At 63.8% G+C, this 14,025-nt stretch carries 14 protein-coding genes and 1 riboswitch; of the genes, 3 read left to right on the forward strand and 11 right to left on the reverse strand.

Translation table 11 applies throughout. The annotated features are described in order from the left end of the window. Window position 1: 1 nt before the first annotated feature. From NSE01_RS00740 to crtY, 4 genes are read right to left on the reverse strand one after another with little or no spacing between them, the layout of a single operon-like run. The gene (locus tag NSE01_RS00740) at window positions 2-979 is read right to left on the reverse strand and encodes a phytoene/squalene synthase family protein (protein WP_246134963.1); all 978 of its coding nucleotides are present in this window, start codon (window positions 977-979) and stop codon (window positions 2-4) included. A gap of 6 nt (window positions 980-985) precedes the next feature. Beyond that, window positions 986-1,567, reverse strand: a complete 582-nt coding sequence (locus NSE01_RS00745) for an LOG family protein (protein WP_147157703.1) — start codon at window positions 1,565-1,567, stop codon at window positions 986-988. Window positions 1,568-1,574: 7 nt separating this feature from the next. Further along, window positions 1,575-3,059 carry a phytoene desaturase gene (locus NSE01_RS00750; protein ID WP_147157704.1) on the reverse strand — a complete coding sequence of 495 codons (1,485 nt, stop codon included), beginning with the start codon at window positions 3,057-3,059 and terminating at the stop codon, window positions 1,575-1,577. Between the two features lie 8 nt (window positions 3,060-3,067). Beyond that, entirely contained in the window at window positions 3,068-4,258 is a 1,191-nt protein-coding gene (gene crtY / locus NSE01_RS00755; protein WP_147157705.1) for a lycopene beta-cyclase CrtY, read from the reverse strand. A gap of 469 nt (window positions 4,259-4,727) precedes the next feature. Between crtY and NSE01_RS00760 the strand changes: the two genes are divergently transcribed. After that, on the forward strand, window positions 4,728-6,239 hold the full coding sequence (locus NSE01_RS00760; RefSeq protein WP_147157706.1) for a flavin-containing monooxygenase: 1,512 nt from the start codon (window positions 4,728-4,730) through the stop codon (window positions 6,237-6,239). Between the two features lie 57 nt (window positions 6,240-6,296). Here the strand turns inward: NSE01_RS00760 and NSE01_RS00765 are convergent, their stop codons facing one another. Both NSE01_RS00765 and NSE01_RS00770 read right to left on the reverse strand, forming a co-directional pair. Next, on the reverse strand, window positions 6,297-7,610 hold the full coding sequence (locus NSE01_RS00765; RefSeq protein WP_246134964.1) for a flavin-containing monooxygenase: 1,314 nt from the start codon (window positions 7,608-7,610) through the stop codon (window positions 6,297-6,299). Between the two features lies 1 nt (window position 7,611). After that, entirely contained in the window at window positions 7,612-8,847 is a 1,236-nt protein-coding gene (locus tag NSE01_RS00770; protein ID WP_147157707.1) for a cytochrome P450, read from the reverse strand. A gap of 135 nt (window positions 8,848-8,982) precedes the next feature. Then, window positions 8,983-9,090, forward strand: a riboswitch (TPP riboswitch). A 38-nt stretch (window positions 9,091-9,128) separates the two neighbouring features. Here NSE01_RS00770 and thiC point away from each other — a divergent pair. Then, complete coding sequence (thiC, locus tag NSE01_RS00775) at window positions 9,129-11,018, forward strand: phosphomethylpyrimidine synthase ThiC (RefSeq protein WP_147157708.1); 1,890 nt, start codon at window positions 9,129-9,131, stop codon at window positions 11,016-11,018. A 75-nt stretch (window positions 11,019-11,093) separates the two neighbouring features. Here thiC and NSE01_RS00780 read toward each other — a convergent pair whose 3' ends face one another. Next, window positions 11,094-11,567, reverse strand: coding sequence for a YaiI/YqxD family protein (locus tag NSE01_RS00780; protein ID WP_147157709.1), 474 nt, complete (start codon window positions 11,565-11,567; stop codon window positions 11,094-11,096). 137 nt (window positions 11,568-11,704) lie between these two features. Further along, on the reverse strand, window positions 11,705-11,995 hold the full coding sequence (locus NSE01_RS00785; RefSeq protein ID WP_147157710.1) for a hypothetical protein: 291 nt from the start codon (window positions 11,993-11,995) through the stop codon (window positions 11,705-11,707). Window positions 11,996-12,138: 143 nt separating this feature from the next. Here NSE01_RS00785 and NSE01_RS00790 point away from each other — a divergent pair, with 143 nt between their 5' ends. After that, window positions 12,139-12,462 (forward strand): cystatin domain-containing protein, encoded by a 324-nt coding sequence (locus NSE01_RS00790; protein WP_170233704.1) that lies wholly within the window; start codon window positions 12,139-12,141, stop codon window positions 12,460-12,462. A gap of 3 nt (window positions 12,463-12,465) precedes the next feature. On the opposite strand, the gene NSE01_RS00795 is transcribed toward NSE01_RS00790, so the two are convergent. The 3 genes from NSE01_RS00795 to dapD are packed head-to-tail and all read right to left on the reverse strand — an operon-like array spanning window position 12,466 to window position 14,006. After that, window positions 12,466-12,768, reverse strand: a complete 303-nt coding sequence (locus NSE01_RS00795; protein ID WP_147157712.1) for an alkylphosphonate utilization protein — start codon at window positions 12,766-12,768, stop codon at window positions 12,466-12,468. Beyond that, entirely contained in the window at window positions 12,765-13,166 is a 402-nt protein-coding gene (locus NSE01_RS00800; protein ID WP_147157713.1) for a DoxX family protein, read from the reverse strand. The genes NSE01_RS00795 and NSE01_RS00800 overlap by 4 nt, the downstream gene beginning before the upstream one ends. A gap of 3 nt (window positions 13,167-13,169) precedes the next feature. After that, window positions 13,170-14,006 (reverse strand): 2,3,4,5-tetrahydropyridine-2,6-dicarboxylate N-succinyltransferase, encoded by an 837-nt coding sequence (dapD, locus tag NSE01_RS00805; protein WP_147157714.1) that lies wholly within the window; start codon window positions 14,004-14,006, stop codon window positions 13,170-13,172. Window positions 14,007-14,025 lie beyond the last annotated feature (19 nt).

Raw genomic sequence — 14,025 nt, forward strand, 5'->3', positions numbered from 1 at the left:
CTTATGTTCCCTTGGCCAGAGCCTTGAGGCTCATGCGCGACCACCGCGGGTGCGGCGCATGGCGAGGGCGCCCCAGCGCCTGAAGCCCGGCGCGCAGTACGTGCGCGATCTTTTCGTTGCGGGAGGTGAATACACGGGAGTCCCACACGTGCGGGCCGCCAGCCGCGACCTTGCGCGCAATCGCGCCATAGATGCCCGCCGCCGAAAGGATCGCCCAGCGTTGCCTGAATCCCAGCCGCGCCGCGCCGACCCTCGCCGAGGCTTCATAGTCCGCCGCAAGTGCGGCAAGGCGCCCGGCAACGCCAACCAGCGCCGCTCGGTAGCACGGGCGCAGCTGCTCGCCCGGCGGGATGTCGGCTTCCGCCAACCACTCGGCGGGGAGGTAGCAGCGCCCGCCGCGATCATCCTCCGCCACATCGCGCGCGATATTGCCGAGCTGGAAGGCCAGGCCAAGGTCGCAGGCGCGGTCCAGCGTGTCGTCATCGTCCGGCGCCACGCCCATCACCACCGCCATCATGACGCCGACCGCGCCCGCGACATGGAAACAATAACGCAGCAGGTCCGCCTCGCTGCGCGGGGTCCAGTCTGCCGCATCGAGCGCAAAACCGTCGATCACGTCCTCGGCCATCGCGCGGGTCAGCCCGCATTCCGCGGCGACGACGCCCAACGCGTCGAAGCTGGGATTGCCGGTGGGCAGCCCCGCCATGGCCAGATCGGTCAGACGCCGGATCTGGGCGAGCCGCTCGTCCGCCGCCGCGCCAGGCGTGGTGCCGAGCTCACCGCCGAGGTCCTGCTCGTCGGCAATATCGTCGCAGGCGCGGCACCAGGCATAGAGCAGCCAGACCCGCTCGCGAGTCGTCTGATCAAACAGGCGCGAGGCCGCGGCAAAGCTCTTCGATCCCTTGGCGATCGTTTCGCGGGCATGGGCAACAAGAGCAGCGCGGTCCGGTCTTGGCAGCGCTGCGAGCGGTTCAGTCACGCCGCCTCACAAGTCCTTGGCGGACATCTGGATGATCGGTTTGTGCGGCACATGCGCCGCCATGCGCGCCAGCAGCACATCAAGCGACGCCTCCGCCAGAATGATCCCGCCATGGACCGGACGGATGAAGCCGACCTCGATCATGTGCGTCTGGAATGCCAGCAGCTTGTCGTAGAAACCGAAGGCATTGAGCAGACCGACAGGCTTGGAGTGATAACCAAGCTGCGCCCAACTCACCGCCTCCCATAGTTCGTCCATCGTGCCGACGCCGCCGGGCAAGGTCAGGAACCCGTCCGAGAGGTCGGTGAAGGCCTGCTTGCGCTGGTGCATCGTTTCCACGATCGTCAGGCTGGTGCAATCGGGGTTGGCGACCTCAGCCTCGGCCAGTGCGCGCGGGATTACTCCGATCACTTCGCCGCCAGCTTCAAGCGCGCCGGCAGCAACTGCGCCCATCAGGCCCAGTCGCCCGCCGCCATAGACTACGCCGATGCCGCGCTCGGCCAGCTCCGCGCCCACGCTCCGCGCCAGCGCAACATAGCGTGCATCTGCCGGCGATGCCGAACCGCAATAGACCGCCAGCCGTTTCACGCCCGGATTACCTTTCCAGCAGATCCTCGATCATCAGCCCGGCTGTCGCCTTCGCGCTGCCGACGACGCCGGGGATGCCCGCACCCGGATGGGTGCCTGCGCCTACCAGATAGAAGTTCCTGATCGCGTCGTCACGGTTGTGCGCGCGGAAATATGCGGATTGCGTGAGCAGCGGCTCAAGGCTGAACGCGCTGCCCTGATGCGCCGAAAGATCGACCGAGAAGTCCTTCGGCGTATAGTGGAACTTCGTCACGATCCGGCTGTGGATGTCCGGGATCAGGCGGCGGCCGACTTCGTCGAGCACGCGCTTTTCCATCAGCGGTCCCACTTCGTCCCAGTCTACCGGCAGCTTGCCCATGTTGGCGACCGGCACCAGCGCATAGAATGTGCTCATGCCCGGCGGGGCCATCGACGGATCACTCACCGAGGGGTGGTGCAGATAGATCGAGAAGTCCTCGGGCAGGACGCCGTGGTTGTAGATGTCGTCCAGCAGGCCCTTGTAGCGCGGACCGAACAGGATCATGTGATGTGCGATCCCCGGCCAGGTGCCTTCGACGCCGAAGTGCACGACAAACAGGCTCGGAGAGAATTTCTTCTTCTTCAGCGATTTGGCCCGGCGCTGCGCATGGCCATTGTCGGGCATCAGATCGGCGTAGGAGTGCACGATATCGCCGTTCGAGGCGACCGCGTCGACGTTTTCGCGCCAGCCGCTCTTGGTTTCGACCGCCGTTACCCGGTCGCCCAGCGAATGGATGTGAACCACCGGATCACCCAGCCGCACTGTGCCGCCAAGCCTCTCGAAGTGCTTCACCATGCCCGCGATCAGCTTGTTGGTGCCGCCCTTGGCCCACCACACGCCGCCGTCCTTCTCCAGCTTGTGGATCAGGGCGTACATCGCGCTGGCTGTCATCGGATTGCCGCCCACCAGCAGCGAGTGGAAGCTGAACGCCTCGCGCAGCTTGTCGTTCTCGATATAGCTCGAAACGATCGAATAGACCGACCGCCACGCCTGATAGCGGATCAGCGGCGGCGCCGATTTGATCATCGAGGCAAAGTCGAGGAACGGGACCGAGCCGAGCTTCACATAGCCCTCCTCAAACACCCCGGCCGAGAACTTCAGGAACTCGGCATAGCCCGCTACGTCGCGCGGGCTCAGCTTGGCGATTTCAGCGTTCAGTATCGCTTCGTCGTTGGTGTAGTCGAAGTTTGTCCCGTCCGCCCAGTTGAGCCGGTAGAACGGCTTGACCGGCATGAGTTCGACGTCCTCGGCCATGTCGTGGCCCGAAAGCGCCCACAACTCCTTGAGGCACGGCGGATCGGTAACCACGGTTGGCCCTGCGTCAAAGGTGAAGCCGTCGCGCTCCCAGTAGTAGGCGCGCCCGCCCGGCTTGTCGCGCGCTTCGATCACGGTGGTCTGGATCCCTGCCGACTGCAGGCGGATCGCCAGCGCCAGTCCGCCGAAACCGGCCCCGATGACTGCGACTTTCTTCATGGTGGAACTCAAACTCCTGAAAACTTCAACGGCGCCGGTTGCCGGCCAAAACCGGTAATCGTGCCAAGTGCCCGAGGAATCGGGATCGGCGGAATACCCGCCAGAATGCGGAACTTGTCGTAAGAAGTCGAACGCCCCGAATAGAACCGCTCGATCAGTTGCGGCTTCATCGTATAGAACCGCTCCAGGATACGCAGTCGTTCTTCCGGATAGGCGCCGCCAAACAACAACGCCGAAAGCATGCGGTAATAGGACTGGTTTTCCCAGTGCCCTTTAGCCCACTTGGCAGAGAACGCCTTCAGACCCGCACCATCGAGAGCGCCGTGATGGGCAAGGGCGAGCGCAAAGCGAACTGCATCGGGCACGGAATAGCTTGTCAGCGAATGAAACAGCCCTGCGCGCGAGCCGGCGCGCGCCGTGTCCTCTCCGCCATTGCGCCAGAACCCGGCAAAGTCGCCGCCTGCGACGACGGGCAGCACGCCGTGCTCTTCATTGATCAGCGCCTCAACTTCCCACCCGCGTTCGGCAAGGTAGGCGTCGATCCGTGCCTCAAGCAGCGGCCGGTCGAGCACGCTGCTGTCCGAGTAGTAGGTGTCCTCGAGAAAGATCACGTCGCTCGCGAAAGGCAGGGCGTACATGAAGCGGTAGCCGTCGATTTGTTCGACCGTGGCGTCCATCACGATTGGCCGTTCTAGGCCATGCGGCGCCTTCAGCTTGAACTTGCGGCCGACGAACTTCTGCCACCCGCCGGTAAAGTGCGAGACATCGCGCAGACCCCGCGTATCGATCACGCCGCCCGCGCTAACGAGTGTGCCATCCGCCAGCATGACTTCGGTCTCGTTGGCGTGTTTCACGGCCTGCCGGGTGAGGATCGCGTCCTCCGGCAACGCCGCCCGCAGTGCCGTGTCGAATTTCTCCGAAGTCATAGCGCTGTAGCGTGTGGCGAGGTGGCGGCTGTGGCGCGGAAAGTGAACATTGTAATCCGGCCACGTCGCCTCGATCATCGGTGCGAGCAATTCGGTCGCCTCATGATCGGTATCGGTGGCGAAAAACGACCATACGTGGTTGCCGCCAAGGCAATCGCCCTGTTCCACGATCAACAGCGAAAGCTCGGGTCGATACCGCGCCAGCGCAAGCGCGATGAGACCGCCAGCAAGGCCCCCACCAAGGATAGCGATATCGCAACGCCGTGCATTCATCACCGCTGGCGATAGGCGCTGGGCCACTCCCGCGCAACCGGGGCAGCCCTGCCCGTTCGTGAAGACAGGGGATATGGGGAGGGGCCGGGGAAGGGGGCCCCGGGGATGGCAGTGAAGGTTGCCATCCCCGAAGGACTTACAAAGGGCTACTGGGGGGAGTCGCCCTTCTCCCAGGGATTGTCGCGGCGCTCGGTCCAGCACTTGTGGAGTAAAGGACCGCTCGTGGTGACCATGGCCTTATGGCAAAGCGCATCTTTCACCGACCGTTCCGCAACATGAACAATCGGCAATGTTCTGCCCCCGAACGGTCCGTTGCCCCCAGATTCCTGTTGCGTTTTGATGCGGATCAAGGCCTCCTTGCGGCGACAAGGCGAGAACCGCCGTAATCGGTCCAACAGGCTCCCCGGACGCACGCGGCTCGCCCGCAGCGGCGGAGAAGGGTCAAAGGTCCGGCAAGATGGAGAGCATGATGGCAGAACAGGTTGCACAGCACGTCGATGTCCTGATCGTCGGGGCCGGAATTTCCGGCATCGGGTCCGCAAAGCATCTGCAGGACCAGTGCCCGGCCAAAACGTACGCCATTCTCGAAAGCAAGGACACCTTTGGGGGCACGTGGGAAACGCATAAGTATCCCGGCATCCGCTCCGATTCCGATCTCTATACCTTCGGCTATCGCTTCAAGCCGTGGACCGGCACGCCGATCGCCTCGGCCGATGCGATCCTCAAGTACATGGGCGAAGTGATCGAGGAGAACGGCATCGGGCCGCAGATTCATTACGGCCACACGATCACCGCCTGCAGCTGGTCGAGCGCGGATAGTATCTGGACCGTCAACGCCCGCCGCAAGGACGGCAGCGAAGTGGTCTACACCGCCGGCTTCCTGTGGATGTGTCAGGGCTACTACGATCACAAGACGCCCTATACTCCTGATTGGCCGAACATGGCCTCGTACAAGGGGCATTTCGTCCACGCACAGCTGTGGGATCCTAAAACCGACGTTGCCGGCAAGCACGTCATTGTCATCGGTTCGGGCGCCACGGCGGCCACCATCGTCCCGGCGCTGTGCGAAGCGGGGGCCAAGGTCACCATGGTCCAGCGCTCGCCGACATGGTTCTATTGCGCGCCCAACGTGTGCGAACTCGCAGACCGTCTGCGCACCATCGGCGTGGACGAGCCGACGATCCACCGCGTCGTGCGGCAGGATTACATCTACAACTTCTACGAGATGGACCGTCGCAGCCGCGAGGAACCCGAGGCCATGGCCGAGGAACTGCGCGCGCTGATCCGCGGCTACGTGGGTGAGGATTTCAACTTCGAGCCGCACTTCACGCCGAAGTACCGCCCGTGGCAGCAGCGGCTCGCGCAGTTGCCCGATGGCGACATGTTCAAGCAGGTCGTTGCGGGCAACGCATCTGTGATCACCGACACCATCGAAACCTTCACCGAGAAGGGCCTGCGGGTCAGTTCCGGTCAGGAAATCGAGGCGGACATGATTGTCGCCTGCACCGGTTTCCGTCTCTCGGTGCTGGGCGAGATTCCGTTCGAAGTCGATGGCAAGGCCGTCGATTGGGCCGATACGGTGAACTACCGGGGCATGATGTTCACCGGAGTGCCTAACCTTGTCTGGGTGTTTGGCTACTTCCGCGCTTCGTGGACCCTGCGCGTCGATATTGTCGGCGATTTCGTGTGCAAGATGCTCAACCACATGGACGCGTCCCATGCGCACAAGGTCGAGGTTGCGCTGCGCGAAGAAGACAAGGACATGAAGATCCTGCCGTGGATTGATGCCGACAACTTCAACCCGACCTACCTCATGCGCGATCTGGACCGTATGTCCAAGCGCGGCGACAAGCCCGAATGGCAGCACAATCAGGACTACTGGAGCGAGCGGGAGGAAATTCCCTTCATCGATCCGGCAGCCAGTGAGTTCGTCTACGACGGCGTGCGTGCCGAAGCGGCGGCGCTGGAAGCCGCGGAGTAATACAGGATCAAGCCCTCTCCCTTTCGGGGGAGAGGGTTATGATCGGAGGATGCCAAGTCAGGCCGCTTTGGCGCGCTTGCTCCCCACCGCGATTTCCTTCAGCAAATCCCGCACGTAATCATCGAAATCGAGCTGGATCGTGTGCCGCCGCGCCGCATAGTAGTGGCCGGTGTGGTATTCCTCGTCAGCCTTGATGATGCGGTGCATCTCGCCAAGCGGGGGAGGGGTGTACGCCCCCGCCAGATAGGCCGCGATCAGCTTTGACTGCTGCTCGGCAAAGTTGACCAGCGTCGGCAGCGGCTGGCCAAGCCCGGCATAGAACAGATCTGGCACTTCTGGCTTCATGATCCGCTTGAACAGCGGCGGAGGCCGATTGTCGGCATCGGCGCAGAACGAGGGATCATCGAAGAAGGGGAAGCGGATGTCATAGCCCGTTGCCCAGACGATGACGTCGATCTGCTCGCGGCTACCATCCTTGAACACTACGGCTCCGCCGTCGAGCCGTTCGATTGCGCCTTTCATCGTCACGTCGCCGGATCCGGCGCGGAGCAGAAATTCGCCTGAAACCGTGGCATGCGCATCGAACGGGCCGATCTCGGGTTCGGGTAGGCCATAGTCGCTCATCTTGCCGACAAGGCCCTTTATCATGCGTGTGCCGAGCGCCGTGCGCAGTTTGCGCGGCATCCACGCCGGAGCCGGGTTCTTGTCGATCGGCTGGCCCTTGTAATACTTCGGCAGCACCCAGACCCCGCGCCGGGTCGAGACGTAGAGCCGCTCGGCAATCGCGCGCTGGGAAAGCTCTGACGCGATATCCATCGCCGAATTGCCCATGCCGACCACCAGCACACGCTTGCCGACGCAGTTGACCGGCTCGAACGCGCTGCGGAACGAATGGCTGTGTAGTTGCTCGCCATCGAAGTGCCCGGGGTACTCAGGAATGCGCGCCGCCCAGTGGTGCCCATTCGCCACCACCAGCGCCTCGTACTCGCGCGTCTCCCCGCTTGAGAGTCGCACCTCCCAGCCGCCGCCGGCCTTGCGCGTCGCTTTCTCGACCCGAGTGTTGAACGTGATGTTCTCGCGCAGGCCGAAGTGGTCGGCATAATCGCGGAAGTATTGCAGCAGCTGCGAATGGTGCGGGAAGTCCGGCCAGTCCGCCGGCACCGGATAGTCCTCGAACGCCAGCCGCCACTTCGAGGTATCGATATGCAGGCTCTGGTAGCAGGCCGATAACCCGTTGGGATTGTTGTAGTACCAGTTGCCGCCGATATCGTCCGAAGCATCGAACTCGTCGTAGCTGATCCCGTAGTCCTTCAGCCGCTTGGCGACCGTGATCCCCGAGCAGCCGGCACCGATGATGCAGACGCGCTTCATCTCAGTTCCGCTCCAGCCGCACGGGCATCGCATTGAACCCATGCAGGAACGGGCTCGCCAACCGATCGGGCTTGCCGGCCATCACCGGCCGCAGCCCCCGCTCGACGATCTCGTCGATGACCGCGGCGATCTGCACTTCAGCCAGCCGCGCCCCGACGCAGCGGTGGATGCCGTGGCCGAAGCCGATATGCCGCCGCGCATTCTCGCGCGTCACGTCGAACTGCTCGGCATTCGGGAACACGCTCTCATCGCGGTTGCCCGAGATGTACCACATCACGATCTTCTCGCCCTCGCGGATATGCTGCCCGCCCACTTCGACATCGCGCGTGGCGGTGCGGCGCATGTGCGTCACCGGGGTCTGCCAGCGGATGATTTCCTGCGCGGCATTGGCCGAAAGCGTCGGATCGGCGCGCAATTTGTCGAGCTGTTCCGGATAGAGCGTCAGCGCCTCGACCAGCCCAGCGATCGAATTGCGGGTCGTATCGTTCCCCGCCACGATCAGCAGTGCAATGTTCGCCAGCCGCTCCAGCGCCGGCAGGTTCCCCATCGCTTCCGAATGGACCATACGGCTCAGGAGGTCGTCCGTCGGCGGCAGCCCGCGCCGCGCATCAAGTTCGCGGTCGAAGCGCGCGAGCATCTCGCCCATCTGCTTCATCCATTCGGCACGGTATTCCGGCGTCAGATTATCGGCTGAAACGCCGCTGCCATAGTCCGACCAGCGCTTGAGATCGCGCCATTCCTCGAACGGAAAATCGAACAGACTGCACAACATCCCCAAGGTCTGCGGGATGGCAAGCTGCTCCACCCAGTCGAACGTCTCACCAATTGGCAGCACATCGAACAGCATCTTCGCGCGCCCGCGCACCTGCGCTTCCAGCTTGATCATCTGCCCCGGGCTGAACGCTGGTGCGATCACCTTGCGCTGCGCGGTGTGGATCGGCGGATCCTGCGCGATGAAGTTAGGGAACTCGGCTTCGTTGATCGATTCGGCGATCGTGATGTTGCCGAGCTTCCACGAAGAGGAAAACACATCCGGCATGAGCTCGATCTCCTGGATCGTCTCATGCGTTACCGCCGACCAGTACGCGCCAAACGGGCTTTCGGGACGCCAGCTGACCGGCATCTCCTTGCGCAGGACTGCGAACGGCTCGCGCCAGGTATCCTCGGTGTAGAGCGCATCCGCGCTAACGTCATATGGATTGATCGCCCGTTCGCGGGTGAGGGTCTGGCTCGCCATGTCCTGCTCCGATGCGCCCGCTCGGCTTTCGGCGGGATCTTGGTGCCGAGTATGTTTAAGCGCTCGCTTAAAGTCCAGCCCCCAAACCCAAGTCCCAAACACTGTGGACGAGGCCGCGCTACCGCACTAGAACGGACCTATTCCCCGGGGAGCCAGTGCTGGCTGAGAGGGGCTGGTCACGCAGCCCGACCCGTCGAACCTGAACCCGTTAGCACGGGCGGAGGGAGCGGTCAGCCTGCACGCCAGCGCCCGCGATCCGTCCGCCGAGAGGAGCGCACGCTATGGCAGATATCAATTCACGCCTTGAAAATGGCCCGCAGGCCACGCCCATCGGCGTTACCACCGGCCCCATTCGCGGCAGCCGCAAGATCCACGTCGAAAGCCCGCGCTTTCCCGGCATAACCGTCGCTATGCGCGAAATCGCGCTCGAACCCTCCTCGGGCGAGCCGCCGCTGCGCGTTTATGACACGTCCGGCCCCTACACCGATACGAACGCCCAGATCGATATCGCCAAGGGCCTGCCCAAGCTGCGCCGCGACTGGATCATGGGCCGCGGTGATGTTGAGGAATACAGTGCTCGCGAAGTGAAGCCGGAAGACAACGGCCAACTCGGCCCGGACCGCTCGGGCGGTGTCCCCGGTTTCCCCAACGTCGTGCAGAAGCCGCTGCGTGCGAAGGCGGGCGGCAATGTCAGCCAGATGCACTACGCCCGCCAGGGCATCATCACGCGCGAGATGGAATACGTGGCCGTCCGTGAAAACCTCGGCCGCCGCCAGCTCAAGGAAGCGCTTGCCCGCGATGGGCAGGACTGGGGTGCCGCTATCCCGGACTACGTTACCGCCGAATTCGTGCGCGAGGAAGTCGCGCGCGGCCGCGCGATCATCCCCAGCAATATCAATCACCCCGAGAGCGAGCCGATGGCAATCGGCCGCAACTTCCTCGTCAAGATCAACGCGAACATCGGTAACTCCGCCGTCGCGTCGGATGTCGCGAACGAAGTCGAGAAGATGGTGTGGTCGGTGCGCTGGGGCGCGGACACCGTCATGGACCTCTCGACGGGCCGCAACATCCACGACACGCGCGAATGGATTCTGCGCAACAGCCCCGTGCCGATCGGCACCGTGCCGATCTATCAGGCGCTCGAAAAGGTCGGCGGCATTGCCGAGGAACTGACCTGGGAAATCTTCCGCGATACGCTGATCGAGCAGGCGGAACAGGGTGTCGACTACTTCACCATCCACGCGGGCGTGCGCCTGCCTTACATCCCGCTCACCGCCAAGCGCGTGACGGGCATCGTCAGCCGCGGCGGTTCGATCATGGCCAAGTGGTGCCTTGCGCATCACAAGGAATCGTTCCTCTACGAGCACTTCGACGAGATCACCGAGATCATGAAGGCCTACGATATCGCCTATTCGCTGGGCGATGGCCTGCGTCCGGGCTCGGTGGCCGATGCCAACGACGAAGCCCAGTTCGCCGAGCTCTACACCCTTGGCGAACTGACCAAGCGCGCGTGGGAACAGGACGTTCAGGTGATGATCGAGGGCCCCGGCCACGTGCCGATGCACAAGATCAAGGAAAACATGGACAAGCAGCTCGCCGCCTGCGGTGAAGCCCCGTTCTACACCCTCGGGCCGCTCGTGACTGATATCGCGCCCGGCTACGACCACATCACCAGCGGCATTGGCGCGGCGATGATCGGCTGGTTCGGCACGGCGATGCTCTGCTACGTCACCCCCAAGGAGCACCTCGGCCTGCCCGACCGCGATGACGTGAAGGTCGGCGTGGTCACCTACAAGCTCGCCGCCCACGCGGCCGATCTTGCCAAGGGCCACCCGGCGGCCAAGCTGCGCGACGATGCGCTGAGCCGCGCCCGCTTCGAATTCCGCTGGCGCGATCAGTTCAATCTGTCGCTCGATCCCGATACGGCCGAGCAGTACCACGATCAGACGCTGCCGGCCGAAGGCGCCAAGACCGCGCACTTCTGCTCGATGTGTGGGCCCAAGTTCTGCTCGATGAAGATCACGCAGGAAGTGCGCGAATTCGCGGCCAAGCAGAACGCCGAGATCGGGACTTTCGTCGCGAATGAAGCCGAGGCGGAAGCCGGCATGGCCGAAATGAGCGAGAAGTACCGCGAGGCGGGCAGCGAACTCTACCTGCCTGCCGCTGAGTGATGTCCGGCTCCTCCCCGTTCCGAGAGGGATGGGGAGGAGAACCGCCTGCGCCAAGCGGGCGGCGGCATCGCGAAACTAACCTCGCTTCAGCCGCACCAGCGCTTCGTCGAGTGCCGAGAGAAATCGCGAGCGATCCGCCTTGGAAAACGGCGCTGGCCCTCCGATCACGTCGCCGCCTGCGCGCAAGTCAGCCATGATGGCGCGGGTTGCGATCTGGCCGCCGATCGAATTGGCGGTGAAGGGCTTGCCATTGCCGGAAAGCACGACGGCGCCCGTTTTCAGGCAGCGATCCGCCAGCAGGATATCGGCTGTCACCACCACGCAGCGAGGGGATGCCTCAGCCGCGATCCAGTCGTCGGCCGCATCGAAGCCGCCATCCACCACCACGCGCCGCACCAGCGGATGAACGGGTACGCGGAACGGTGAATTGCTCACCACCACGACATGGATTTCATGCCGCCAGGCGACCTTGTAGACCTCGTCCTTAACCGGGCAGGCATCGCCATCGACGAGGATGCGGATGGGGCTCATGGCGGGCGGTGCGTTCATCCCGTGCCTGTGCCACAGCACTGCCGGTTGCGACAGGCTTGGCCTGCATTCAGACATGAAAAAGCCCTTGCGAAACGCCGCACAGCGCTGCGCAAGGGCCTGTTTTCAAAGACAGCCCGAAGAGCCGCCTCGTCAGATCAGTTGGAGGCGACCTGAATGCCCATCGCCTTGGCTTCGGCCTTGGTGAATTCGACAGCCTGGTGGTTGAACGTGCCGGTCACGTAGCGACCGCGAACGTGGAGTTCGAACGGTGCCTTGCCGCCAAAGGCCGAACCGCGGATCACGCGCTCGCCGTTTGCGACCTGCGTGGTATAGACGTAGGTGACGCCTTCATGGGTGAACTTTGCGCCGGCATCTTCAGCCTGAGCAAGCGCCGGAACGGCGATTAGTGCAGCAGCGGCAGCGATCTGGAACGACTTGATAAACATGGCAAAATCTCCATTGAAACCGGAAGAATTTGCCTTCGAGCACCCCTGTTTTTCTGGTTGAGATGTACATGGTGCAGCGCACAATGAGCCGCAAATGTAATGATCGCGCGGCCACTTGCAAAACGTGCAATTGCTGGTTCGGAGTGCTGGCACTGGCGCTACCGGCAGCGCTCGCGGCTTGCGCGCCGATGCCTGCCGAGCGCTCGCCCGCGCCGATCGTGGCAGGCGGTTGGCAGGCTGCGGACCCCAAGGGGGAGGGAGTGCAGCCTGCAGCAGCCTATGCCGCGGAGCATCTTCCGCAGGGGACTGGGCAGCTGGCAGAAGTTACGTCGGCCGAGACGCAGGTCGTGGCGGGGACCAATCTGCGCATGGTCCTGCGCATGACTGATGGCGCCCGGTGGAGGGTTACCGTCTGGCACCGGCTCGACGGTAGTTTCGAGCTCACCGATGCGCAGAAGACGCCTTGAAAATCAGCGCTTCTTGACGAATTCCGCGCGCAGGACGAGGCCCTTGATGCCATCGAAGCGGCAGTCGATTTCCTGAGCATCGCCGGTCAGTCGGATCGACTTGATGAGCGTGCCGCGCTTGAGCGTCTGGCCCGCGCCCTTGACCTCGAGGTCCTTGATCAGCGTGACCTGATCGCCATCGGCCAGCAGGTTGCCCACCGCATCGCGCACCTCAACCGTGCCCTCCGCTGCGCGCTTCGCTGCCAGTTCGGACGCCGGCATCCACTCGCCGCTGTCCTCGTCGAACACATAGTCTTCATCGCTCATGCCTTGCCCCTTGCCCGAAAGGGCAGGGCATCCGCAACCCATAAGGCCAGCCACACGAGGATTGGCTGCAGAAACATACGCGGGACATGGTAGCCGAGGCCGAGCCCATGATCGGGCCGCGCCATGTCGCGGATGAAGTGCACGATGTTTGCCGGGAACACGCAGACGGCGTAAGCGGCAAGCCCCCAGCCTGCTGCGCGGCGTAGCGCGGGGGACCACGGTTGCAGCAGGCCGGCAGCACCCGCCAACTCGGCAACGCCCGTCAGCGCGATCACCAGTTCAGGCTGCGGCACCCATGTCGGCATGATGCCGAGGAACGGGCGCGGCAGGAGCAGATGCAGCGCACCGGCCAGAGCGTAGAGCAGGGCCAGAACCCAGCGGGTCACGGCCTTTGCCATGGCTCAGTCGCGGAGCAGTTCGTTGATTCCGGTCTTGCTCCGGGTCTGCGCATCCACAGTCTTCACGATCACCGCGCAATAGAGCGAGGGGCCGGGTGTGCCGTCGGGGAGGGGCTTGCCCGGCATCGCGCCCGGCACGACCACGGCGTAGGGCGGCACGCGGCCCATGTGGACTTCGCCCGTCGCGCGGTCGACGATCTTGGTCGAAGCGCCGAGGTAGACGCCCATCGAAAGAACCGCGCCTTCGCCGACGATCACGCCCTCGGCCACTTCCGAACGCGCGCCGATGAAGCAGCCGTCCTCGATGATGACCGGACCAGCCTGGAGCGGTTCGAGCACGCCGCCGATGCCGGCGCCGCCTGAAATGTGCACGTTCTTGCCGATCTGCGCGCACGAGCCGACCGTCGCCCAAGTATCGACCATCGTGCCTTCATCGACATAGGCGCCGATGTTCACGAAGCTCGGCATCAGCACCACGCCCTTGGCGATATGCGCGCCGTGGCGGGTAACGGCGCCCGGGACAACGCGGAAACCTGCCTCGCGGAAGCGGTTTTCGCCCCAGCCTTCAAACTTCGAGGGAACCTTGTCGTAAGCCGGTGCGCCGCCCGCGCCGTGCTCGATCACAGCGTTATCGTTCAGGCGGAACGAGAGCAGTACGGCCTTCTTGAGCCACTGGTTCACGGTCCACTCGCCGTCCACCTTCTCCGCCACGCGCACCTTGCCGCCGTCGAGCATCTCGAGCGCGGCCTCGACCACTTCGCGCACTGCGGCGCTGGCGGGCGTGACGTTGGCGCGGTCTTCCCACGCTGCTTCGATGGCGGCCTGCAGATCTGCGGTCATGGCTATGGCTCTCCGGGAA

This window comes from Novosphingobium sediminis (assembly GCF_007991615.1).
GTDB lineage: Bacteria > Pseudomonadota > Alphaproteobacteria > Sphingomonadales > Sphingomonadaceae > Novosphingobium > Novosphingobium sediminis.

What these genes read in the sequence shown, in the direction of transcription:
- NSE01_RS00750 (WP_147157704.1), bottom strand. Translation starts at nt 3,059, where the DNA reads ATGAAGAAAGTCGCAGTCATCGGGGCCGGTTTCGGCGGACTGGCGCTG.
- crtY (WP_147157705.1), bottom strand. Translation starts at nt 4,258, where the DNA reads ATGAATGCACGGCGTTGCGATATCGCTATCCTTGGTGGGGGCCTTGCT.
- NSE01_RS00760 (WP_147157706.1), top strand. Translation starts at nt 4,728, where the DNA reads ATGGCAGAACAGGTTGCACAGCACGTCGATGTCCTGATCGTCGGGGCC.
- NSE01_RS00765 (WP_246134964.1), bottom strand. Translation starts at nt 7,610, where the DNA reads ATGAAGCGCGTCTGCATCATCGGTGCCGGCTGCTCGGGGATCACGGTC.
- NSE01_RS00770 (WP_147157707.1), bottom strand. Translation starts at nt 8,847, where the DNA reads ATGGCGAGCCAGACCCTCACCCGCGAACGGGCGATCAATCCATATGAC.
- thiC (WP_147157708.1), top strand. Translation starts at nt 9,129, where the DNA reads ATGGCAGATATCAATTCACGCCTTGAAAATGGCCCGCAGGCCACGCCC.
- NSE01_RS00780 (WP_147157709.1), bottom strand. Translation starts at nt 11,567, where the DNA reads ATGAACGCACCGCCCGCCATGAGCCCCATCCGCATCCTCGTCGATGGC.
- NSE01_RS00785 (WP_147157710.1), bottom strand. Translation starts at nt 11,995, where the DNA reads ATGTTTATCAAGTCGTTCCAGATCGCTGCCGCTGCTGCACTAATCGCC.
- NSE01_RS00795 (WP_147157712.1), bottom strand. Translation starts at nt 12,768, where the DNA reads ATGAGCGATGAAGACTATGTGTTCGACGAGGACAGCGGCGAGTGGATG.
- NSE01_RS00800 (WP_147157713.1), bottom strand. Translation starts at nt 13,166, where the DNA reads ATGGCAAAGGCCGTGACCCGCTGGGTTCTGGCCCTGCTCTACGCTCTG.
- dapD (WP_147157714.1), bottom strand. Translation starts at nt 14,006, where the DNA reads ATGACCGCAGATCTGCAGGCCGCCATCGAAGCAGCGTGGGAAGACCGC.